General features: G+C 62.2%; 15 protein-coding genes. 11 read left to right on the top strand and 4 right to left on the bottom strand.

Translation table 11 applies throughout. From position 1 onward, the window contains the following. Positions 1-8 precede the first annotated feature (8 nt). The 3 genes from HF027_RS00500 (at position 9) to HF027_RS00490 (ending at position 3,737) form a co-directional block, all read left to right on the top strand. Positions 9-824 carry an MOSC domain-containing protein gene (locus tag HF027_RS00500; RefSeq protein WP_168011875.1) on the top strand — a complete coding sequence of 272 codons (816 nt, stop codon included), beginning with the start codon at positions 9-11 and terminating at the stop codon, positions 822-824. A 72-nt stretch (positions 825-896) separates the two neighbouring features. Beyond that, positions 897-1,412 (top strand): putative pterin-binding protein, encoded by a 516-nt coding sequence (locus HF027_RS00495; RefSeq protein ID WP_168011873.1) that lies wholly within the window; start codon positions 897-899, stop codon positions 1,410-1,412. A 39-nt stretch (positions 1,413-1,451) separates the two neighbouring features. Then, entirely contained in the window at positions 1,452-3,737 is a 2,286-nt protein-coding gene (locus HF027_RS00490) for an ATP-binding protein (protein ID WP_168011872.1), read from the top strand. A 47-nt stretch (positions 3,738-3,784) separates the two neighbouring features. Here HF027_RS00490 and cra read toward each other — a convergent pair whose 3' ends face one another. Then, on the bottom strand, positions 3,785-4,777 hold the full coding sequence (cra, locus tag HF027_RS00485; protein WP_168011871.1) for a catabolite repressor/activator: 993 nt from the start codon (positions 4,775-4,777) through the stop codon (positions 3,785-3,787). 237 nt (positions 4,778-5,014) lie between these two features. Between cra and ptsP the strand changes: the two genes are divergently transcribed. Genes ptsP through HF027_RS00470 form a run of 3 tightly spaced genes read left to right on the top strand, consistent with a single transcriptional unit; the run spans position 5,015 to position 10,619 of the window. Further along, positions 5,015-7,903, top strand: coding sequence for a phosphoenolpyruvate--protein phosphotransferase (ptsP, locus tag HF027_RS00480; protein ID WP_168011870.1), 2,889 nt, complete (start codon positions 5,015-5,017; stop codon positions 7,901-7,903). Next, positions 7,903-8,877 carry a 1-phosphofructokinase gene (pfkB, locus tag HF027_RS00475; RefSeq protein ID WP_168011869.1) on the top strand — a complete coding sequence of 325 codons (975 nt, stop codon included), beginning with the start codon at positions 7,903-7,905 and terminating at the stop codon, positions 8,875-8,877. The genes ptsP and pfkB overlap by 1 nt, the downstream gene beginning before the upstream one ends. After that, positions 8,874-10,619 carry a PTS fructose-like transporter subunit IIB gene (locus tag HF027_RS00470; RefSeq protein WP_168011868.1) on the top strand — a complete coding sequence of 582 codons (1,746 nt, stop codon included), beginning with the start codon at positions 8,874-8,876 and terminating at the stop codon, positions 10,617-10,619. The genes pfkB and HF027_RS00470 overlap by 4 nt, the downstream gene beginning before the upstream one ends. Positions 10,620-10,785: 166 nt before the next feature. Here the strand turns inward: HF027_RS00470 and betA are convergent, their stop codons facing one another. Then, the gene (betA, locus tag HF027_RS00465; RefSeq protein ID WP_168011867.1) at positions 10,786-12,480 is read right to left on the bottom strand and encodes a choline dehydrogenase; all 1,695 of its coding nucleotides are present in this window, start codon (positions 12,478-12,480) and stop codon (positions 10,786-10,788) included. A 71-nt stretch (positions 12,481-12,551) separates the two neighbouring features. After that, on the bottom strand, positions 12,552-14,624 hold the full coding sequence (gene betT / locus HF027_RS00460; RefSeq protein ID WP_168011866.1) for a choline BCCT transporter BetT: 2,073 nt from the start codon (positions 14,622-14,624) through the stop codon (positions 12,552-12,554). Between the two features lie 390 nt (positions 14,625-15,014). Between betT and HF027_RS00455 the strand changes: the two genes are divergently transcribed. From HF027_RS00455 to HF027_RS00445, 3 genes are all read left to right on the top strand, one after another. Beyond that, complete coding sequence (locus HF027_RS00455; RefSeq protein WP_168011865.1) at positions 15,015-15,728, top strand: ZIP family metal transporter; 714 nt, start codon at positions 15,015-15,017, stop codon at positions 15,726-15,728. Between the two features lie 109 nt (positions 15,729-15,837). After that, positions 15,838-17,028, top strand: coding sequence for a nitric oxide-sensing protein NosP (gene nosP / locus HF027_RS00450; protein WP_168011864.1), 1,191 nt, complete (start codon positions 15,838-15,840; stop codon positions 17,026-17,028). Continuing rightward, entirely contained in the window at positions 16,967-18,430 is a 1,464-nt protein-coding gene (locus HF027_RS00445) for a hybrid sensor histidine kinase/response regulator (RefSeq protein ID WP_168011863.1), read from the top strand. Before nosP ends, HF027_RS00445 begins: the two co-directional genes overlap by 62 nt. On the opposite strand, the gene HF027_RS00440 is transcribed toward HF027_RS00445, so the two are convergent. Continuing rightward, entirely contained in the window at positions 18,422-19,102 is a 681-nt protein-coding gene (locus tag HF027_RS00440; protein ID WP_168011861.1) for a response regulator, read from the bottom strand. The genes HF027_RS00445 and HF027_RS00440 overlap by 9 nt on opposite strands. Before the next feature lie 153 nt (positions 19,103-19,255). On the opposite strand from HF027_RS00440, the gene adhP reads away from it, so the two are divergent. Together adhP and exaC are read left to right on the top strand one after the other, a co-directional pair. Next, positions 19,256-20,284 carry an alcohol dehydrogenase AdhP gene (adhP, locus tag HF027_RS00435; protein WP_209316372.1) on the top strand — a complete coding sequence of 343 codons (1,029 nt, stop codon included), beginning with the start codon at positions 19,256-19,258 and terminating at the stop codon, positions 20,282-20,284. A 225-nt stretch (positions 20,285-20,509) separates the two neighbouring features. Continuing rightward, entirely contained in the window at positions 20,510-22,030 is a 1,521-nt protein-coding gene (gene exaC, locus HF027_RS00430) for an acetaldehyde dehydrogenase ExaC (protein WP_168011860.1), read from the top strand. Positions 22,031-22,210: the final 180 nt, after the last annotated feature.

Genomic DNA, 22,210 nt, shown 5'->3' with positions numbered 1-22,210 from the left:
CGCCTGCCATGATCGCCACCCCCCTGCATGTGTCTGCTCTTTATCGCTATCCCCTAAAGTCCTGTGCGGGAGAGATTCTCGAACATGCTGATGTGCAACGGGAGGGAATTGTCGGGGATCGGCGTATGATGATGTCGCGCCCGGATGGCCGCTTTATCACGGCCCGCACTCACCCAAGGCTCGAACTGATACAGGTGCAATTGGGTGTAGACACCGTGACACTGAGTTTTCCCGGCCACCCGGATCTAGCACTCTCAAGGGTTGATTTTGACCTGACGCCCTTTGGCACCGAGGTCTGGGGGGATCGCTTCGATGCCTTGACCACGACGCGAGAAGCTGATGCCTGGTGCACCGAGGTGCTGGGTGAATCGGCGCATTTGCTATGTATCGGCGAGCAGTCCCCGCGTTACCGGCAATCGATTGAGCAGTCGGTCGGGTTTGCCGACGGCTATCCGCTGCTGCTGATAGGTGAAGGGTCGCTTAATGATCTCAACGAGCGCATGGCCAAGTCCCAGGCCAGGCCCCATAGCATGGCGCAGTTTCGGCCTAATCTGGTTGTAGCAGGCAGCGACGCTTTCGCCGAGGACAATTGGCAGCGCCTGCGTATCGGTGAAGTGGAGCTTGCCGTGATGGAACCCTGCTCACGCTGCGCCATGATTACTGTTGATCCGCTTACCGGAACATTCCTGCCTGGCAAGGAACCGCTCAAGACACTGGCGACCTATCGGCGCGGTAATAACGGCAAGGTGCTGTTTGGACAGAACCTGGTGGTAGTGAAAGAAGGCCGTTTATCTCTTGCTGACAAGGTCGAGATCCTGGCGTGATCTGGTTACTCAAAAGCACACGATAATCGCGCACGTAAGGATCACTCTTCTTAGAAAATCTTAAGGCCTTTCATGAATTCGATTACCTATTCACTGGCGTTGTTCCTGCTTGTCAGCCTCAGCTTTCTGCCTGCTCATGCCGGTTCATTGTCTTTACCGCAACCGACGGGCAACGTCCTGCTCGAGGTTAGCGGTGACATTCGTTATACCAATGCTGGCGACAAGGCTCGATTCGACCGGAAGATGCTGCATACCTTGCCGACCCACGTCCTGACCACTCACACCCCTTGGACGGATGGGAAACGGCAATTCCGCGGCCCGCTGATCCGGGACGTACTTTCCCGGGTCGGCGCTGATGGCGACGAGCTGCGAGTCGAGGCGATGAACGGTTATATCGGGCTGATCCCGATCAGTGATGTTGTGGATTACGATGTCATTCTCGCCATGTCGATGGACGGTAAGCCTTTGGTGATCCGCAATTTCGGCCCACTATTCGTATTGTACCCCTTCGACGAGAATCCTGACCTCAATACCGAGGATATCCGCTATCGCAGTGTCTGGCAGGTTGCCAAGATCCATGTCCATTAAGACTGATTGCCATCGACTTTCCCAGTGGCAGTCGACGTGATGGTGAATTATCTTCGCTACCCGTTGCGTCTGAAGCTCGGCGCTGCCGCAGTGCTTGGTTTCTTTATCGCCGCGTTGGTGGTGGCCGGTATGATCGTATGGCGCCAGGAGAGTCTGGCAAACAGTGTTGGGGGAGATGTTACCTGGGCGGCCTACAAGCTGGATCGTGAGGCCATTCAGTTGCGTGATAAGCTCGACGAGGTCAATGATCTTGATGCGTTACGGATCAAGTTTGAGCTGCTTTACAGTCGACTCAATATTCTGCAACGCGGCGATATCGGTGAGCTTTTTCAGCGTATTGACGATCAGACACAGCTGATACCCGCCATTGCCAGCCAGATGGATATTCTCGACCTGCAGTTCGGGGGACTAGAACGCTTGGATGAGGCCTCCCGGCGTTCTTTGCAGGCAGCACTTGATCCCTTGATCGATCTTAGCCAGCGGTTGGTGATCGCCACCAATACGCATTTGGGCAAGGCCAAGCAGCAGGAAAGAGAGGCACTCCAATGGCTGCATTGGATGCTGCTGAGCCTGCTTGGGTTGATGAGTCTGTCGATTCTGATGGTAACCCGGTTCTTGTTCCGCGAGGCCCGGGAAAATGCCGAATCACGGCGTGCTCAGGAGGTGCTGAGACGTCGCCTCGAAGAGTCTGCTCAAAAGGCGCAGGACGCCAATGAAGCTAAATCCGAGTTTCTGGCGACCGTCAGTCACGAGATTCGTACTCCGCTTAATGGCGTCATTGGCATGAGTGAGATGCTGCGAGGTCGTCCGCTTGATCCCTCTTCGCGACGCTATGCCGAGATCATCCATGACAGTGCCGACAAGCTTCTGGGGTTGATCAACGATATTCTCGATTTCTCGCGTATCGAGTCGGGTCATCTTGAGCTTGAGCATGTCGACTTCTCGTTACAGGAACTGATTGAAGCAGCCGTGCGACTTTTCGAGCCACGAGCCGCCTACAAGGGCATTACACTGACCTCACAACTGGCTGATGACGTCCCCGAGCGGTTGCAGGGGGATCCAGGCCGGCTTCGCCAGGTGCTTCTCAACCTGCTCTCCAACGCCATCAAGTTCACGGAGCACGGTGATGTCTCGGTGCAAGTGAGCTACTCCGCAGATGAGCGGCTTCTGGTCTCGGTCAGAGATAGTGGCTCAGGCATTTCCGACGAGCAGCGTCATCGTCTATTCGAGCCTTTTCGGCAGGGTGATGCATCCACGGCGCGTCGCTTCGGTGGTAGTGGTCTGGGACTGGTGATCTGCAGACGCCTGGTGAGTGCCATGGGCGGGGACATCGAGTTTATCAGTCGCGTGGGCGAGGGCAGCCGCTTTTGGTTCGAGGTGCCATTGCGCCGCGCCAACCCTCCGGAGCAGACGAATAAGAGTGCTGAGCCGCACTTCTGGCCCGCCTTACCATCCGGTCAGCGGCTATTGGTCGTCGAGGATAATGCGATCAACCAGCAGGTGGCGCGCATCATGCTCACTCGCCTGGGCTGTCGAGTCGAGATTGCCTCGTCCGGCGAGGAGGCGCTGAGGATCACTCAGGGTGATCCCTTTGCGCTGATCTTCATGGATCTGCAGATGCCTCTGTTGGATGGGTTTGAAGTGACTCGCCAGTTGCGCAGAAGGGCCGATTGGTGTGCCCGAGTACCGATCGTTGCCATGACGGCTGGCACCTTTGGTGATGAACATGCTCGTTGCCTGGCTGCTGGCATGAACGATTATCTGATCAAGCCACTTTCCAGTGCTCAGCTACAGGCGACGCTGCATCACCATATCGGCGGTATGGACGAGACGACGAGCATACCGTCGGAGGATGGACGAGCCGGGGAGGACGGTGCGTCAGAAGAAAGCGCATCCGAGCCTATCGAGGCCAGCGCTGTTGACTCAGGGAATGAGCCAAGACTTGCGCTGGATGTGCTGGATGAGTTGCATGAGCATCTGGCGCTTGAGGATGTCAGAAAGCTAGTAAATGTCTATCGCCGCCAGATGCCGGGGCGTCTCGAAGCACTGTCACTCGCTATCAATAACGGACAAGTCGATCAGGTGATGCAGCTTGCTCACTTGGTAAAAGGCGAAGCGCTGAGTCTGGGACTCTGTCAGGTGGGAGAGCGGGCCAGGGAGCTTGAGAGTGCGGCTCAGCGTGCACCTCACGATCACCTGACGATGCTGCTGGATGCGCTCGAAAACTGCCTGTCACCATCGCTCGATGACCTCGAAGCCTGGCTTGATGGCACCAGCCTCCGTCCCATTGACATGCAAGACTCGCGGGAAAGTAACGCGGAATGACCGGTGTTTCGCGTATCGATGTCTTGCTTACTGCTACCTCTTGTCGCTTATCCACCGGGGGGGAGCCGCCGGTGCAGAGCACGCTCCACGACCACCTGGCCGGGTCGGTAGTCGCCTTGGGCGGCAGCAATGGCGCGATCCAGCGTCAGTTCAGCAATCCGTTCGTGTTGCTGAGGCAGTGAGTTGACCGGCAGTGGCAGGAAATCCAGCAGTCGGTCATCGCCGAACGTTGCCAGTCGCAGTGAGGGAGGTAGGCCGCCGCTCTCCAGTAGCTCGTCGAGCACTCCGTCGAGCAGGGTATAGGATGCGGTGACTAGCGCATCGGGCATGCCTTGCTCTTCAAGCAGTTCCCGCATCAGACGAGCTCCTTCCCGTCTGTCATAGCGGACACCACTGAGTGTCACCGCGTGGCAATCATGACCCTTTAGTGCCCTGTGAAAACCGGATAGTCGCTCGGTGCTGATCGACAGCTGAGGCACGGCATCCAGCCAGGCAATACACTTGAGGCTGGAGGTGAGTACCGATTCGGTCAGCGCCTGGGCAGCCGACTGATTATTGCTGACGATGCTGATGAAATGGTCCGGGTTCAGGGCTCGGTCCACGGCGATGACGGGGAGTCCTTTTGCCATCAGATCGACATAGAAGGCATCGTCCATTGGCAGACAGCTGGCCACGATCAGCACTTCGCAACGCTGAGCACGCAGTGCACGGGCCAGTTCGCGTTCGCTGTCCGGGTTATCCTCAGAGCCTGCGATCAGTAGCTGGTAACCGCGACGTCGCGCGCCTTGTTCAAGACGCTTGGCAAGCAGGGCGTAACTGGCATTCTCCAGATCGGGAATAATAAGCCCGATGGTGCGACTGGCGCCCCGTCTAAGTGCTGCTGCCTGGGCATCGATCCGGTAATGATGTTGCTCGACAACCGCCATGACTCGGTCGACAGTTTCCTGACTGATGCGCCGTTCCTTGGCCTTGCCGTTGATGACATAGCTCGCTGTCGTCCGTGAGACGCCGGCCAGGCGGGCGATTTCTTCGAGTGTCATGGTGACCCCCTTGTGTCCGATGCGGTTCATTCTACCCGAGTCACTGGTGTCACCGGCTACGCCCAAGGTCGTAGGTAATCGCGCTTGATAAATCAGCTTACTCGAGCCAGCATTACACAAACCCTTAGGTGACACGATTCAGCCATGGGGAAGCAAGGTTGGCAAGGCCCGGCGTCATGGCCCACCAGCCAGCGGTCGGCATCCCCGCTGTCCCGCTCCCAGGCACAGGAGGTTAGTATGTTGACACTCGGACAGGACGATATCCTGCTCGACCGCAAGGCGGATGACTGGCGTGCGGCCCTTGATCTGGCGGCCTCGACCCTGGTTGATGCCGGCCTTGTCGCCGCGGCCTATCGCGATGGCTTGCATGCCCGAGAGGCGCAGTCCTCCACTTTTCTTGGTAATGCCATCGCCATTCCTCATGGCACGCCGGATAGCCGTACCCACGTCAAACGCACCGGTGTGCGGGTGCTGCAGTTCCCCGAAGGCATCGACTGGCACGATGGCAACCGCGTTTACGTGCTGGTCACCATTGCCGCCCAGAACGATGAGCACCTGGATATCTTGCGCCAGCTGACCCATGTGCTGGACCGCGACGGTGTGGCCGAGCGCTTGGCGGCGGCAGAATCGCGCGCCGAGGTGGCTGGGTTGCTGTCGAAAGCCGTCGTTGAGGCGCGCCTGGATGAAGACACCCTGTGTCTCAACTTCCCCGCTCGGGATCGACTCGAGCTTGCCCTGGCGGCTGCCGCTCGGCTGCGCCAGTCAGGCTGTGTCGGCCATGATTTCGTCTCCGACATCGCCTCACAGTCGCCGCTAGCGCTGGGGCAGGGCCTGTGGCTCGCGACCAGCGCCAAGGGGGTGAATAACCCGGCACTATCGCTTGCCACTCCTGAAGCGGTGATTGGCCAGGGGGCCAGTGCGGTCAGCGGTGTCTTCTGCCTGGCGGCGCAGGGCGATGCCCATCGGAGTCTGCTGGAGCGGCTGTCGACGCTGCTGGATCGCGGAGAAGGCCATGATTTGCATCAACTCTCCGCCGAGAACGTGCTGGCGCGACTGTCAGGTGAGTCGGCCAGTGCCCAGACGGCTCGAGCTCGGGTACTCAACGCTCACGGCCTGCATGCGCGCCCCGCCAAGCAGCTGATTCAGGTGGCGCGTCGTCAGAGCGTCCCGATCAAGGTGCGTCTGGTGGATGGCAGCGGCGAGGCCGTGTCCGCTGCCAGCTTGACCAAGGTGATTGGTCTCGGCGCGCGGCGTGGCCAGCAGCTGGTGTTCTCCGCAGAAGGTGAGGGCGCCAGCCAGGCGCTGGACGCCATGTGCGAGGCCATGCAGGACGGCCTGGGTGAAGTCGTTCAGCCCTTCGAAGAAGGCCGTGAACATGTGGCCAGCACACCGCCCGAGGGCGCCAAGGCGCCGGAGCCGCTGCCGGATGATACGCCCTATCCGGCGGTCGCCGCGTCTCCGGGCATGGCCATTGCGCCGGTGTTCGTGATGCGTACGCCGCGCTTCGAGTATCCCGAGCGGGCTGATGACGTCAGCGAACAGACGCGACGCCTGGACGCTGCCATCCGCGAGGGCACTGAGCAACTCGAGGCCCTGGTACACAGCGCCCAGGGCGGCGAGGTCGCCGAAATATTGTCGATGCATGAGGAAATGCTCGACGACCCCGAGCTGCATGAAGCCGCCCGTGAGGGTATCCAGGAAGGCTATTCCGCCGAGGCAGCCTGGTGGAACGCCATCGAAACCGCCGCTCGGGCTCAGGAAATGCTCGCCGACCGTCTGCTCGCCGAACGCGCAGCTGATCTGCGCGACGTGGGGCGCCGGGTACTGGGTATCCTCTGCGACATCAGCCTGCCTACGCCGCCGGATCATCCCTATATCCTGGTGATGGATGATGTAGGCCCTTCCGATGTGGCCAAACTCGATACCAGCCGAGTGCGTGGCCTATTGACCGCACGCGGCGGGGCCACGGCTCACAGCGCAATCCTTGCGCGTGCCCTGGGTATTCCTGCCGTGGTGGGTGCCGGCGAGCGGGTGCTGACGCTTGAGAACGGCAGCGAGATGATTCTCGACGGTGAGCGCGGACGGGTCACGCCTGCCCCCTCTGCCGAGCGTCGTCAGCGCGCCGAATTGAGCCTCAAGGAACATGAACGTCTGGAGCGGGAGGCCTGGGCCGCGCGCTTCGAGGAAGGGCGCACCCGTGACGGTCATCGCGTCGAGGTCGCTGCCAACCTGGGCAATACCGCGCATACGGCAGATGCCGTCGAGCGCGGCGCGGAAGGCGTGGGCCTGTTGCGTACCGAGTTCATCTTCATGGCGCATGCCGAAGCGCCGGACCTGGATGCCCAGGTTGTCGAATACAAGGAAGCCATGGATGCCCTCGGCGGTCGTCCCCTGGTTGCCCGTACCCTGGATGTGGGGGGCGACAAGCCGCTGCCTTACTGGCCGGTACCTCAGGAAGACAACCCCTTCCTGGGACTGCGTGGCATCCGCCTGGCCCTGACTCAGCCTGAGGTGCTGGAGACACAGCTGCGCGCCTTGTTGATGGCCGGCGCGGGGGGAGATCAAAACTCGGGGCGCCCGCTGCGCATCATGCTGCCGATGGTCAAGGACATTGCCGAGTTCCGGGCGGCCAAGACCATCTTCGATCGTTTGCTCGAGGAGATCCCGTCCGAGGAGCGCGCCAGTGACGTGCAGCTCGGTGTGATGATCGAGGTACCGTCCTGCGCGCTGCTGGCGCCGACGCTTGCGGCCGAGGTCGACTTCTTCTCGATCGGCACCAACGACCTCACCCAGTACACCCTGGCGATCGATCGTGGCCACCCGGCGCTGTCGGCCCAGTCCGATGGCATGCATCCGGCGGTGCTGCGCTTGATCCAGATGACTGTCGATGCCGCCCACGCCCACGGCAAGTGGGTCGGGGTGTGTGGCGAGCTGGCCTCGGACGCCCAGGCGGTGCCGGTGCTGGTGGGGCTTGGCGTCGATGAGCTCTCGGTCAGCGCCCGTCAGGTGCCGATGGTCAAGGCGCGGCTGCGCGATTTTGACCTCGCCGACGCCCAGGCTCAGGCCACGCTGGCGCTGGCCCAGGCAACAAGCGATGACGTGCGTAATGCCCTGGAGGTGCGCTGATGGCTCGCGTCCTGACGGTAAGCCTCAATCCGGCGCTGGATCTGGCGATTGGCCTGCCGGCGCTGACGCTTGGCGAAGTGAACCGTACCGATACAACGCAGCTGAGTGCCGCCGGCAAGGGCGTCAACGTCGCTCGGGTGCTGGCATCACTGGGCCATGAGGTGGTGGTCTCGGGGTTTCTGGGGGCCGATAACGACAGTCCCTTCCGGCGCGCCTTCGCCGACATGGGCGTCGAGGATGCCTTCCTGCGCGTGCCGGGGGAGACGCGCATCAATGCCAAGGTTGCCGAGCACAGTGGCCGCGTTACCGACATCAATGGCCCCGGCGTGACCATTGATGCCACGACCTTCGCCGCCTTCCTCGATGAGCTGGAGGCGTTGGCTGCCGATGCCAGCCGGCGGCCCGAGGCAGTGGTCATCGCCGGTAGTTTGCCGCCAGGCATCGATGTCGACGATCAGGCCGCGTTGATTGCGCGTCTCAAGGCGCATGGCCTGGCGGTGTGGGTCGATACCAGCGGGCCTGCGTTGTCAAGCGCCATTGCATCCGCCCCCACGGCCGTCAAACCCAACGAGCTTGAGCTGGCCGAGTGGGCCGGTGAAGCCCTGGATAGCGATGCGCGTCGCTTGGCGGCTGGGTTGCGCCTTCATCAGGCCGGCATAGAAGAGGCACTGATCTCCGCCGGCGCCGAAGGCGTGCTGTGGGTCAGCCAGCGCGGTGCATGGCATGCCATACCGCCGAAGATGACGGTCGCCAGCACCGTGGGAGCCGGTGACACCCTGCTCGCCGCTATGCTGCACGGCGTCCTCGAGGGCCATGCCCCCGACGCGGCGCTTCGCTTCGCGACAGCCCTGTCCGCCGAAGCCGTTCGCCATGTCGGTGTGGGAAATGCCCACGCCGATGACTTCCCTAACCTTCAACAACAGACCCGCGTGCGTCGCCTGAACGACGTAGACGCAGGGGGAGCGCTCGCATGAATGTCATCCTGATTACGGCTTGCCCAAGCGGCATGGCCACTACCTTCCTTGCCGCGCGGCGGCTTGAGCAGGCGGCCAATCGCCTGGGCTGGACCACGACGGTGGAAATGCATGGCGAACTGGCGCCCGTCGAGCCGGCCTCCGCCGAGGCCATCGCCGCTGCCGATCTGGTGGTGGTCGCCGCCGATACGGTACCGGATCCGCAACGGTTCAAAGGCAAGATGCTCTATCAGGCGCCGATCGCCCAGGCGCTGCCCGATCCCGCCAACTTCCTCGAGCGGGCTCAGGCCGAGGCGTCGACCTATACGCCGCCGGCCGAGAATACCCAGCCGGTGTCAGCGAATACCGCCGATGCCAAGCGCATCGTTGCCGTGACGGCCTGCCCGACCGGGGTGGCACACACCTTCATGGCCGCCGAGGCACTGAGTGAGGCAGGGCGTGCCCTGGGTCATGAAATCCGGGTCGAAACCCAGGGGTCGGTGGGTGCGCAAGATAAGCTCACCGATGAAGAGATCGCGGCGGCCGACGTCGTGCTGCTGGCCTGCGACATTGAGGTCGACCCGACCCGCTTCGCCGGCAAGCGGGTCTATCGCACGTCCACCGGCAATGCGCTGAAGAAGCCTCGTCCGGCTATCGAAGCCGCTCTGGCCGAGGCCCAGGTGGAATCTGCAGGCAGTGTGGCGAGTGGTGGCGAGGCCAAGAAGAGCGTCAAGGACAAGGGTGTCTACAAGCACTTGCTGACTGGTGTGTCCTTCATGCTGCCCATGGTGGTGGCGGGGGGCCTATTGATCGCGCTTTCCTTCGTGTTCGGCATCGAAGCCTTCAAGGAGGAGGGTACCCTGGCTGCGGCCTTGATGCAGATCGGTGGCGGCACCGCCTTTGCGCTGATGGTGCCGGTGCTGGCCGGTTATATCGCCTATTCGATCGCCGACCGCCCGGGCATCGCGCCAGGTATGATTGGCGGCATGCTGGCCTCCGAGATCGGCGCCGGTTTCATCGGCGGCATCCTCGCCGGCTTCCTTGCCGGTTATGTCGCCAAGGCGGTCGCCGAGCACGTCAAGTTGCCCGCGAGCATCGAATCGCTCAAGCCGATCCTGATCATTCCGCTCCTGGCGAGCCTGGTCACCGGCCTGACCATGATCTATGTGGTTGGCGAGCCGGTTGCGGCGGTGCTCTCGGCGATGACCAACTTCCTCGAGAACATGGGCTCGGCCAATGCCGTGCTGCTGGGCATCCTGCTCGGTTCCATGATGTGCTTCGACATGGGCGGGCCGGTCAACAAGGCCGCCTATACCTTTGGTGTTGGCCTGCTCGCATCCGAAACCTATGCGCCGATGGCGGCCGTGATGGCGGCGGGCATGGTGCCGGCAATCGGCATGGGGATCGCGAGCTTCGTCGCCAAGGCGAAGTTCTCCGAGCCCGAACGGGAAGCCGGCAAGGCCTCCTTCGTGCTGGGCCTGTGCTTTATCAGCGAAGGCGCGATTCCCTTTGCGGCCAAAGACCCGCTGCGGGTGATCCCGGCCTGCATGGTCGGCGGGGCACTTACCGGTGCCATCTCGATGCTGGTAGGCGCCAAGCTGATGGCACCGCACGGTGGTGTCTTCGTGCTGCTGATCCCCAATGCGATCTCGCCGGTGTTCCTGTATCTAGGGGCCATCATCGTCGGCTCGTTGGTGACGGGACTGGGTTACGCGCTGATCAAGCGTGGCAGCCAGGAAGTCGCGGTGTCTGCCAACGCCTGATCGGTCATCATCGACCCCTGCAAGAAGCCCCTGGCGTCCGCAAGGACACCAGGGGCTTTTGCATGAGGTGGTACAAAGGCTAAGCATCCTGCTTTAGCGTTGGTTCATGCAGCAAAACCTGGGGGCAAGACACGCTAGAAAAAGCGACTTGAGGGCTTTTTCACGCCTATGACACAGGGCGTTCGGGCGCTTCCTCGCGTTGGCGCTGTGGGTCGCTGATGGTGAAGACAGCGGCCGTGGAGGGCTTCAGCGGCTCTCGCCCGAGAATCCGGTCAGCCGCCTTCTCGGCGATCATGATGGTCGGGGCATTGATGTTGCCGTTGGTGACGGTGGGCATGATCGAGGAATCTACCACGCGCAGCTGCTCAATGCCGTGGACACGGCATTCGGCGTCGACGACGGCCATGTCATCGCTGCCCATGCGGCAGCTGCCGCAGGGGTGGTAGGCGGTTTCGGCACTATTGGCGATCCATTCATCGATCTGCTCGTCGCTGACCACGTCCTTGCCGGGCGATAGCTCGTCACCACGATAGGCATCGAGGGCTGGCTGGGCGAAGATTTCCCGGGTCAGCCGCAGACCGTCACGGTAAGCCTGCTTGTCCTCTTCCTCGTGCAGATAATTGAAGAAGATTCTGGGCGCTGCGGCAGGGTCCGCCGAGGAAAGTTTTACCCAGCCACGGCTCTTGGGCTTGTTGGCGCCCAGGTGGACTTGAAAGCCATGCCCCTCGGCGGCGCTTGAGCCATCATAGGCAATGGCGCCTGCCAGGAAATGGTATTGCAGGTCGGGCCACTCAAGGCCTGGGCGGCTGCGGATATAGCCGTTTGATTCGAAGTGGTTGGTGGCACCCAGTCCGGATTTGAAAGCAAGCCAACGTATGCCGATCAGCGCCTGGCCGATGGGGTTGAGCCATCCGTTGAGGGTGATCTTCTGTTTACAGCTCTGCTGGACCCAGACTTCAAGATGGTCCTGCAGGTTCTGGCCGACGCCGGGAAGGTCGTGGACGACCTCGATGCCGTGCTCCTTGAGGTGCTCAGCCGGGCCGATCCCCGAGAGCATCAGGAGCTTTGGTGAGTTGAAGGCGCTGGCAGAGAGGATGACCTCACGACGGGCCTGGACGCGATAGGTCTTGCCGCGCTGAGTGTATTCGACACCTACCGCCTTCTTTCCCTCCAGCAGGATACGCTGGGTCAGGGCATGCATTTCCAGATGCAGGTTATCGCGCCCGAGCGCGGGTTTCAGGTAGGCATTGGCGGTGGAACAGCGCACCCCACCGCGTACCGTCATGTCCATGCGGCAGAATCCTTCCTGGCGATAGCCGTTGTAGTCCTGCGTTTCCCCGTAGCCTGCCTGGCGACCCGCTTCGATGAAGGCCTTGTAGAGTGGGTTCTGCATGTTGTTGCCATTGCATACCCCCAGCGGGCCGTCGCTTGAACGGTAGTCGTCGTCGCCATACAGGCAGCCCTCCGCTCGCTTGAAGTAGGGCAGCACGTCGGCATAGTCCCAGCCTTCGGCGCCAAGCTGTGACCATTCCGCGTAATCACCGGCACAGCCGCGCACATAGGCCATGCCATTGATCGAGGAGGAACCGCCGATCACCTTGCCCCGCGCCTGGTGGAGGCTGCGCCCATTGAGGCCTGGCTCGGGCTCGGTGTGAAGCCCCCAGTCGAAGCGCGGTTTGTTCAGCGGGATCGAAAAGGCGGTCGGCATCTGGATGAAAATCGAGTTGTCCTTGCCACCGAATTCCAGCACCAGTACCTCTTGGTCGCCTTCTTCACTCAGCCGGTTGGCGAGTACCGAGCCCGCTGAGCCTGCACCGATGATTACGTAATCCACGCATCGGTCGAAGGAATGTTCGCTCATGTCATCGCTCCTTGACGCCTTGATCTCGGAAGGTCCGACGCCTGGGTGTCGGGCCGTCAGTGAGGTAGCCATTAGCGGCCGGCGGTGGCCGGGTCATCGGGTATCTCGGTATTAGTGCCGGGTTGTTCTCGTTGAATGTGCAGGAACAGCAGATGGCGCTCGTACTGATCCAATATATCGGCGATCAGCTGCTCCTGTGTGTAGCCATAGACATCGTAGCCTTGGCCCCCTTCGATGATATGTACCTCCAGGCGGTAGTAGTGGGTGCCGGCATGGGTGTCTCGAATCGAGAAGGACGGCATGGCGCACTGGCGCGGCCAGATCTGATAGGTAAAGTCCTGCTCGCCGCCCAGGCTCACATTCAGTGCCAGATGCTCATCCGGCTTTTCACCTGCGACGATGTCCACGGGGTAGCCCTGTTCGCTCAGAACGCTGCGTATTTCCTCCATGGCAGGCTTGACCGTTTCGCCGAGGAACTGGCTCACCTGATCATGGCCTGGGAAGCTCACAGAGCGCTTGAGACGCTGGCGCCAGTTGCGGCTTGCCCCCTCGCCGGGCAGGGTGCGACCCGATAGGTGGCCTGCCATGCTTTGCTGCAGGCTGTCTTCCTTGAGCCCTTCCACCTTGAGCGCCTTGTAGAGCCCCGCCATCATCAGGAACAACACGAAAGCGAAGGGCAGCCCCGTGATGACCACGGCGCTTTGCAGTGCCCCCAGGCCACCGGCCATCAGCAGCGCCAGGGTCAGTACACCGATGATGGCGGCCCACAGCACGCGCATCCAGGCCGGTGCATCATGGTTGGGGTCGCTCAGAATCGAGGTCAGGTTGGAAAGCACCAGCGAGCCCGAGTCACCCGATGTCACGAAGAAGACGATCGCCAGCAGCGTCACGACCAGCGTGGTCAGGCCGACCCAGGGCACGTTCTGCAGGAACAGATAGATGGCTGAGCCAGGGTTGTTCATGGCCTGTTCGCCGAAGTTGGCCACGCCAGTGTCGTTCATCACCATGTCGATAGCGCTGTTACCCATGATCGACATCCACGCCATCATGAAGGCCAGCGGCAGGATCAGCGTGCCGGTAACGAACTGACGAATGGTGCGACCACGTGAAATGCGCGCAAGGAACAGCCCCACGAAGGGTCCCCAGGCGATCCACCAGGCCCAGAAGAACACCGTCCAGCCGTTGAGCCAGTCGGTGGGCGGGTCGAAGGCATAGGTGTTCATCGACAGAGAGACGAAGTGGGTCAGGTAATCCCCCACGTTCATTACCAGTGCGTTGAGCAGGAACAGGGTCTTGCCGGTAAAGAGCACGAACAGCAGCAACATCAGCGCCAGCAGCATATTGAACTCTGAGAGCCGGCGGATGCCCTTGTCGACACCGGTCACGGCGGAGATGGCGGAGAAAATCACGATCAGCACGGCCAGTATCGCCTGGGTCATCGTGTTCTCCGGCAGATCGAACATATAGTTCAAGCCGAAGTTGAGCTGGATAATGCCGATGCCCAGGCTCGTGGCGATGCCGAACAGGGTGCCAAGCACTGCCGCGATGTCCACGCTATGGCCAATGGGACCGTGGATACGCTTGCCAAATATGGGATAGAGCGCGCTGCGAATGGTCAGCGGCAGGCCATGGCGGTAACTGAAGAAGGCCAGGGACATGCCTACCAGGGTGTAGACGCCCCAGCCGGACAGTCCCCAGTGCAGAAACGTCAGTTCCATGGCGCGACGCGCCGCCGCCACCGTCTCGGGGTCGCCGTCGGGTGGCGCGAGAAACTGAGTGACCGGTTCGGCAATGCAGAAAAATATCAGGTCGATGCCGATCCCCGCCGAGAACAGCATGGCGGCCCAGGTCACGACGTTGAATTCCGGCCTCGAATGCGCAGGACCGAGTCTGAGCTTGCCAAGCTTTGAGGTGGCAATGACGATCACAAACACGAGGTAGGCCACGACGGCGACGAAATAGAACCAGCCGAAGGTGTCCGAGATCCAGCCCAGCAGGGCATTGATCGTCGCGCTGGCAGAGTCGGTGAAGATCATTGTCCACAGCGCGAAGGCCACGATACCGATGGCTGAGCCGTAGAAGACGGTAGGGTTGATGCGATCCTTGTGTAGATCGCGCTGTGAGTCATCCGAGGCTGTCGCCATGTTCAACTCCTGGTTGATGAGGAAACATCTGTTGGCAACGTCGCCGGTTAAGCGTCGTGCCAGCTCAAGCGGCCTGCCGCGAAGAAGATTGCCGAGAAATGCCTGTTGGGCGGCATGATGTCGATGCTGATCTGCGAAGCTCCGTCTGCTAAGCCCCAGTAGCACCGTTTCAGGACACCTGGACGTTATGAGGTATAGATGCCTTGCTGACGTCCTGTACAGGTGCCGGCATACGTCATTTCAACGTTACGGGGAGAGGGTCGGCAGTTAGTGCCTGTAGGTCAGTGGTGAGTGTGGGAGAGCGCGAGAAGTCTGGCTCTTGCCATGACAGCATGGCGCAGGCTTGCCTTATCATGAGTCGCCAGGAAATCTCACCGACAAGGAAGGCGCATGTACGATCTGTTGCTCTTGGTAGGGATCACGCTTCTAGCGGGACTGGCCATCCCATTGGGGGCCTTTTTGGCTCGCATCGAGCATATACACCCCCAGTGGCTGGAACTGGAATTTCGACATGGCGTGATAGCGTTTGGGGGCGGTGCGCTGCTTTCTGCGGTTGCGCTGGTACTGGTGCCGGATGGCATCGACATCACCTCGAAACCCCTGGCTGCGCTGTACCTGTTGCTCGGCGGGGTGGTGTTCATGCTCATCGACATGGCGATGGCGCGCTGGGCATTACCGGCCAGCCAACTGCTCGCCATGTTGCTGGACTTCATCCCCGAGGCCATCGTGGTAGGCGCCATTTTTGCCGCCCGCCCCGAGGAGGCGATGCTGATCGCGGCCCTGATCGCCTTGCAAAATGTGCCCGAGGCCTTCAATGCCTATCGCGAGTTCCTCCAGTCGCGGCGTTTCGGTGCCCGTCGCATCATCACCGTTTTCTCGCTGATGGCATTGCTGGGGCCGATGGCGGGTATTTCCAGCCACGCCTGGCTGCGGGAGCAGGAAAGCATCGTCGCTGCCATCATGCTGGTCGCCTCGGGAGGTATCCTCTATTCCATCTTTCAGGACATCGCCCCCGGGGTGAGACTGGAAAAACACTGGGCACCGCCGATGGGGGCCGTGTTGGGCTTCGTGTTCGGGGTGATGGGGCTGATGGTGGTGGGTTGACGTGGCGCCGTCAGCGGGAATGAACAGGACAGCCAAGGTGGGGGCAGCGTTGTGAGCGTTGCCAAACGCGGCATACACTTGAGGCAACCTTGCCCGATGAGTGCCTGCCATGTCTGAACTGTCTAGCGTTGCTTCCACGGCACGGCCCCGGACCGCCGACGATGAACCTCTACGGGTCGCCTATAGTGAGGCGGACGACCCGCATGCCGCCGCCGGGGAGCTGGCGGCGACCCTCTGTCATCCGCAGCTCGGCTGCGTGCTGTTCTTCTGCAGCGCCGAGTATGATCTCGGCGTGCTGGAGCAGGCGTTGGAGGAGGCTTTTGGCTTGGTGGCCGTGGTCGGCTGTACCACTGCCGGTGAGATCACGCCGCTCGGCTACGGGCGCGGCTGTATCGTGGCGATTGGCTTCGATCGACGCCATTTTTCGGTGTCGCAGGCGTTGATCAGCGATCTTGAAAACTTCGACCTGATCGGCGCCCAGCGGTTGACCTCTCAGCTGCTGGACGACTGCCGACGCCAGGCCCTGGCACCGGTCGGCGGCCACAGCTTTGCCCTGACGCTGCTCGATGGGCTATCCAGCAGCGAGGAACAGGTGCTGGCGAGCCTGGACGCCGCGCTGGGCAGCATTCCGAGCTTTGGCGGTTCGGCCGGGGACGACAATCGCCTGGCGCATACCCATGTCTTCCATCAGGGGCGCTTCCATAGCCAGGCGGCGGTGGTGGTGATGATCAACACCCGGCTGCCGTTCGAGGTCTTCACCACGCACCACCTTCGGCCGCGCCACGAGAAATTCGTGGTGACTCGCGCCGATCACGAGCGTCGCCAGGTCATGGAACTCAATGCCGCCCCGGCCGCCGAGGAATACGCACGGCTCGCCGGGTGTGCCGTCGAAGCCCTCGATGAGCAGGTGTTTGCCCGTATGCCGCTGGCGGTACGCATCGGTGATGCCCACTACGTGCGCTCGATTCAGCGGGTCAACGCCGATGGCAGTCTGACCTTCTACTGCGCGGTGGAACACGGCATCGTGCTCACCGCCATGCAGCCGGCGCCGATTCTCGAAGACCTGGATGCAGTGTTTGCCGCCTTGCAGGAACGTCTGGGTGAGCCGCAGTTGATCATCGGCTGTGACTGCTTCCTGCGTCGTCTCGAGATCGAGATGCTCGATAAGGTGGCGTTGGCTTCGCAGCGGCTGCGCGAACAGCGGGTGATCGGCTTCAATACTTACGGAGAGCAGCACCATGGCATGCACGTCAACCAGACCTTCACGGGGGTTGTCATTGGGCGACCCGGCGGGGGCTGAAGCGCCTGAAGCGGCCACGGAACGCGAGCGTGCGCTGGCCGAGGAAAACGCACGCCTGCGCAAGGTCTGTGGCGCACTGATCGAGCGGGTAGAGTCCAGCGGGGCAGCCGGTGGAGCCCCTTATGCCGCCTTCGAACATGCGGTGCTGCTGGCCGAGCAGGTGCGCGAGCGCACCGAAACCCTGCACCGCACCCTAGATGAGCTGGGAGAGGTCAACCGCCAACTGCGTAACGAGATCGCAGTGCGGGTCGAGGCCGAACAGCGCCTGCGCGAGTCCAAGCGCGAGGCCGAGGCGGCCAATCTTTCCAAGACCAAATTCCTGGCGGCGGTCAGTCATGATCTCATGCAGCCGCTGAATGCCGCGCGTCTGTTCACCAGTGCCCTCGGCGAGGAAGCGGTACCCGCGACCTCGCAGCGGCTGGTCGCCAATATCGGCCGCTCGCTGCAGGACGTCGAAGCCCTGCTGGGCACACTGGTCGATATCTCGCGGCTGGATGCCGGGGTGCTGAAGCCGGATGTCGCCGCCTTTCGCGCCGCCGACCTGCTTGACGTGATGGCCGAAGAGTACCGTCAGATCGCCGCGTCACGGGGGCTGACACTGCATTATGTCGGCTCAAGTGCGATGATCGAATCGGACCTGGCGCTACTGGCACGGGTGGTACGCAACTTCCTCACCAATGCGATTCGCTACACTCGCCACGGGCATCTGTTGTTGGGCTGCCGGCGGCGTCCGCAAGGATTGGAGATTGTGGTGGGGGATACCGGGGCCGGCATCGCCGAGTCCCAGCGCGAGGCGATCTTCGTTGAATTCCAGCGCGCCGATAGCGGCCATGACGCTCAGGATCGCGGGCTGGGCCTGGGCTTGGCGATCGTCGACCGGATTGCCACCATGCTCGATCATCCGCTGCGACTGGCCTCTCAGCCGGGACGTGGCTCTCTCTTCTCGGTGCAGGTGCCCTATGGGCGGCTGCCGGCGTCACCGGCCGGCTCCCCGACCTCGGCGTCGGCCTCGCAGGGAGACCTCCTGGCGGGCATGCGGGTCTGGGTCATCGACAATGACCCCGGGATCTGCGAGGGGATGACGGCGCTGCTTGCGGGCTGGGGTTGCCGAGTGCGGACCGCAACGTCTCTCGCCGCCCTGGAGAGAGAAACGGTCGGCGAGACCGCGGACGTGCTGCTGGTCGACTATCACCTGGATGCCTCGAGCCCTGACGGGCTGGCCGTGGCCGCCCACCTGCGCCGTCGCCATCCCGCCCTGCCCGTCGTGGTGATCACCGCCAATCATGACGCGGCGATCAAGAGCCTGGCCCGGCAGCTTGGCTACGGTTGCCTGCTCAAACCCCTCAAGCCGTTGCGGCTGCGCATGCAGCTGGTCGGCCTGCTGGGCGACGGCTCAGCGTGAGGGGTCGTGCCGGTCGGCCAGCAGGGCGTCGAGGTCGGCCGAACCGGCGGCGAGGATCGCCTGGACGCGTCCTGACACACAGAGCTTGCGCAGGATCGCCGAGACATGGGTCTTCACCGTGGTTTCGGCGATATCCAGTTCACGGGCGATCACCTTGTTGGAAGCGCCATGGGTCAGGCGGATCAGCACCTCGAGCTGCTTGACGGTGAGCTCGGACAGGCGCCGCCTGACGGCGTCGTCGACAGGCGGTGGCCGGTTAACCTCGGCCGGGGGGCGGCGCATGATATCCGGGGGCAGGTAGAGCTGGCCCTCCAGGATGCGCGTCAGGGCGACGAGCAGGTCTCGGCGCGGTGTCGACTTGGTGATATAGCCCACCGCACCGAGGTCGAGGGCGTCGAGGATGGTGCGTCGTTCCTGCTCGGCGGAGAGCACCGCCACCGGCAAGTCGGGGCGCCGATCGCGTAGCCGCTCGAGGCCCGAGAGCCCCTCGGCGTCCGGCAGGCCGAGATCCAGCAGCACCAGATCGACCTCCTCGTGTTCCTCAGCCTTTTGCAGGGCACTCTCCAGGCTGTCGGCCTCCAACAGCAGGCTGCCAGGCAGCCCGGCGGCGATCACGGCGGCGATGGCTTCACGAAACAGTGGATGGTCATCGGCGACCATCAGGGTATACATGGTCAACGTCTCCTTGAATGGTCTCGCCTCCTACCGAAGGAGGAGGCCGTCTCCTGCCATCAGAGTATGTCGTAGAAGGCCCCGCTGACCAAGACTGGGAGTGCGCCGCTACAACGACATCATTCTCGCGGCCGGTAAAAAAGGAGAGTCGAGATGGAAGCAACGATGAGAGCCGCGGTGGTTCGCCAGTTTGGCGAACCGCTGACCATCGAGGAGGTCCAGACGCCCCGGCCCAAGCGGGGAGAAATTCTGGTCAAGGTGGCGGCATCGGGTGTCTGCCATACCGATCTGCACGCCGCTCATGGTGATTGGCCAATCAAGCCCGAGCCGCCCTTCATCCCCGGTCACGAGGGCGTGGGTCATATCGTGGCGGTGGGTGAGGGAGTCACGCACCTCAAGGAAGGGGATCGTGTCGGGGTGCCCTGGCTGTATTCTGCCTGCGGCTGTTGCGAGCACTGCCTGGGTGGCTGGGAAACGCTATGCGAGTCGCAGCAGAACACCGGTTATTCCGTCAACGGCGGGTTCGCCGACTACACCCTGGCGGATGCCGGCTATGTCGGGCGCCTGCCCGATAACGTCGGCTTTGTCGAGATCGCCCCGGTGCTATGTGCCGGTGTCACGGTCTACAAGGGGCTGAAGATGACGGACACTCGCCCCGGCCAGTGGGTGGTGATCTCCGGAATCGGCGGCCTCGGTCACATGGCCGTGCAGTATGCCAGGGCCATGGGACTCAACGTGGCGGCCGTCGATGTCGATGACGGTAAGCTTGCGTTGGCCAAGCGGCTGGGCGCCACGCTGACGGTCAACGCCCTGCAGACCGACCCGGCTGCCTATCTCAAGCGCGAGATCGGCGGCGCCCATGGCGCCCTGGTGACGGCGGTCTCACCTAAGGCCTTTGACCAGGCACAGGGCATGCTGCGGCGCGGTGGCACCCTGGTGCTCAATGGGTTGCCGCCGGGGGATTTTCCGCTGCCGATCTTCGATACCGTGCTCAATGGCCTGACCATTCGGGGCTCCATCGTCGGCAGCCGCCTGGACCTTCAGGAATCGTTGGACTTCGCCGGTGAAGGCAAGGTCAAGGCGACGGTGAGTACCGAGAAGCTGGAGAACATCAATGATGTCTTCCAGCGCATGATCGAGGGCCAGATAGAAGGGCGCGTAGTACTCGACATGACGACGTGAACCACCCGCTTGACGGCAGAGAGGCGCGATGCGAATCGCGCCTTTTTTATTGGAACTAACGTTATTGGCATTAGCGTTATTGGCACTAACGTCACGTCTCCTACCGAAGGAGGAGGGGGTCTCCTGCCATTGACGTATGTTGCAGCCGGCACAACTGGCCAAGACTGAGGGTACGGGTATCCACGATCCGTCCATAACGACAATAGTCAGCTCAGGAGTCACGCCATGATCTATGCCAACCCCGGTAGCGCCGACGCACTGGTATCGTTTGCCGAGCGCTACGGCAACTTCATCGACGGCGAGTTCGTTGCCCCCCTCAAGGGGCAGTACTTCGATAATGTCAGCCCAGTGAACGGCAAGGTGTTCTGCCAGATTCCACGCTCCACGGCCGAGGACATCGACCTGGCGCTGGATGCCGCGCACCGCGCCGCCCCGGCCTGGGGGCGCAGCTCGGCGGCTGAGCGCAGCAATATCCTGCTCAAGATCGCCGAGCGCATCGAGCAGAATCTCGAGGCGCTGGCCGTGGCCGAGACCTGGGACAACGGCAAGGCGGTGCGCGAGACCCTCAACGCCGACCTGCCACTGGCGGTGGATCATTTTCGCTACTTCGCCGGCTGCATCCGCGCCCAGGAAGGCACCGCCGCGGATATCGACGCCAACACCGTTTCCTACCATTTCCACGAGCCGCTGGGGGTGGTCGGGCAGATCATCCCCTGGAACTTCCCGATCCTGATGGCCACCTGGAAACTGGCGCCGGCGTTGGCCGCCGGCAACTGCGTGGTCCTGAAGCCGGCCGAGCAGACGCCGGCCTCGATTCTCAAGGTGATGGAGCTGGTCGGCGATCTGCTGCCGCCAGGCGTGATCAACATCGTCAACGGCTACGGCGCCGAGGCCGGCCAGGCGCTTGCCAGCAGCAAGCGCATTGCCAAGATCGCCTTCACTGGTTCCACCCCGGTTGGCTCGCACATCCTCAAGTGCGCCGCTGAAAACATCATTCCCTCGACCGTGGAGCTGGGGGGCAAGTCGCCGAACATCTATTTCGCCGACATCATGAACGCCGAGCCCGCCTTTATCGACAAGGCGGTCGAGGGCCTGGTGCTTGCCTTCTTCAATCAGGGCGAGGTCTGCACCTGCCCGTCTCGGGCGCTGATCCAGGAGAGCATGTACGACGATTTCATGGCGCGGGTAATGGAACGCACCCAGTCGATCAAGCGTGGTAATCCACTGGATACCGAGGTACAGGTGGGGGCCCAGGCCTCACAGGAGCAGTTCGACAAGATTCTTTCCTACATGGAGGTCGCCCGTGAGGAGGGGGCCGAGTTCCTGACCGGTGGCGGTAAGGAGCACCTCGAGGCCGAGTATGATGATGGCTTCTATATCCAGCCCACCCTGCTCAAGGGCAACAACAGTATGCGGGTCTTCCAGGAGGAAATCTTCGGCCCGGTGGTAGCGGTGACCACCTTCAAGGACGAGGAAGAGGCCCTGGCGATCGCCAATGACACCGAGTTCGGCCTCGGCGCCGGGGTCTGGAGCCGTGACATGAACGTCGCCTTCCGCATGGGCCGCGGCATCCAGGCCGGCCGGGTGTGGACCAACTGCTATCACCAGTACCCGGCCCATGCCGCCTTCGGTGGTTACAAGAAGTCCGGCGTTGGCCGCGAGACCCACAAGGTGGCCCTCGAGCACTATCAGCAGACCAAGAACCTGCTGGTCAGCTACGACATCAATCCGCTGGGTTTCTTCTGAGGTATGGCACCGAGCCAAGTGGCTCGGTGCCGCCCATCTCTGGTCATTGCGTCATCGATACAAGGCGCGAATGGCCGACTGGATACAGCACCTACAAAAACGGCGACTCCATGGAGTCGCCGTTTGATGTTCCGGGGCACGCTTCATCACGCGAGGCCCCGGGAGATCATGCCTTTGTTG

It is taken from the genome of Halomonas salinarum (assembly GCF_012062845.1).
GTDB classification, from domain to species: domain Bacteria; phylum Pseudomonadota; class Gammaproteobacteria; order Pseudomonadales; family Halomonadaceae; genus Onishia; species Onishia salinarum.
The sequence above is the reverse complement of the archived record's forward strand: the minus strand, read 5'-3'. Positions and strand labels throughout refer to the sequence as shown.

Excerpts from the sequence above, each read along its gene's own strand:
- HF027_RS00455 (WP_168011865.1), top strand. The coding sequence starts at position 15,015 with ATGTACGATCTGTTGCTCTTGGTAGGGATCACGCTTCTAGCGGGACTG.
- ptsP (WP_168011870.1), top strand. The coding sequence starts at position 5,015 with ATGTTGACACTCGGACAGGACGATATCCTGCTCGACCGCAAGGCGGAT.
- betA (WP_168011867.1), bottom strand. The coding sequence starts at position 12,480 with ATGAGCGAACATTCCTTCGACCGATGCGTGGATTACGTAATCATCGGT.
- pfkB (WP_168011869.1), top strand. The coding sequence starts at position 7,903 with ATGGCTCGCGTCCTGACGGTAAGCCTCAATCCGGCGCTGGATCTGGCG.
- adhP (WP_209316372.1), top strand. The coding sequence starts at position 19,256 with ATGGAAGCAACGATGAGAGCCGCGGTGGTTCGCCAGTTTGGCGAACCG.
- betT (WP_168011866.1), bottom strand. The coding sequence starts at position 14,624 with ATGGCGACAGCCTCGGATGACTCACAGCGCGATCTACACAAGGATCGC.
- HF027_RS00445 (WP_168011863.1), top strand. The coding sequence starts at position 16,967 with ATGGCATGCACGTCAACCAGACCTTCACGGGGGTTGTCATTGGGCGAC.
- exaC (WP_168011860.1), top strand. The coding sequence starts at position 20,510 with ATGATCTATGCCAACCCCGGTAGCGCCGACGCACTGGTATCGTTTGCC.
- HF027_RS00490 (WP_168011872.1), top strand. The coding sequence starts at position 1,452 with ATGGTGAATTATCTTCGCTACCCGTTGCGTCTGAAGCTCGGCGCTGCC.
- HF027_RS00495 (WP_168011873.1), top strand. The coding sequence starts at position 897 with ATGAATTCGATTACCTATTCACTGGCGTTGTTCCTGCTTGTCAGCCTC.
- HF027_RS00500 (WP_168011875.1), top strand. The coding sequence starts at position 9 with ATGATCGCCACCCCCCTGCATGTGTCTGCTCTTTATCGCTATCCCCTA.
- nosP (WP_168011864.1), top strand. The coding sequence starts at position 15,838 with ATGTCTGAACTGTCTAGCGTTGCTTCCACGGCACGGCCCCGGACCGCC.
- HF027_RS00470 (WP_168011868.1), top strand. The coding sequence starts at position 8,874 with ATGAATGTCATCCTGATTACGGCTTGCCCAAGCGGCATGGCCACTACC.
- HF027_RS00440 (WP_168011861.1), bottom strand. The coding sequence starts at position 19,102 with ATGTATACCCTGATGGTCGCCGATGACCATCCACTGTTTCGTGAAGCC.
- cra (WP_168011871.1), bottom strand. The coding sequence starts at position 4,777 with ATGACACTCGAAGAAATCGCCCGCCTGGCCGGCGTCTCACGGACGACA.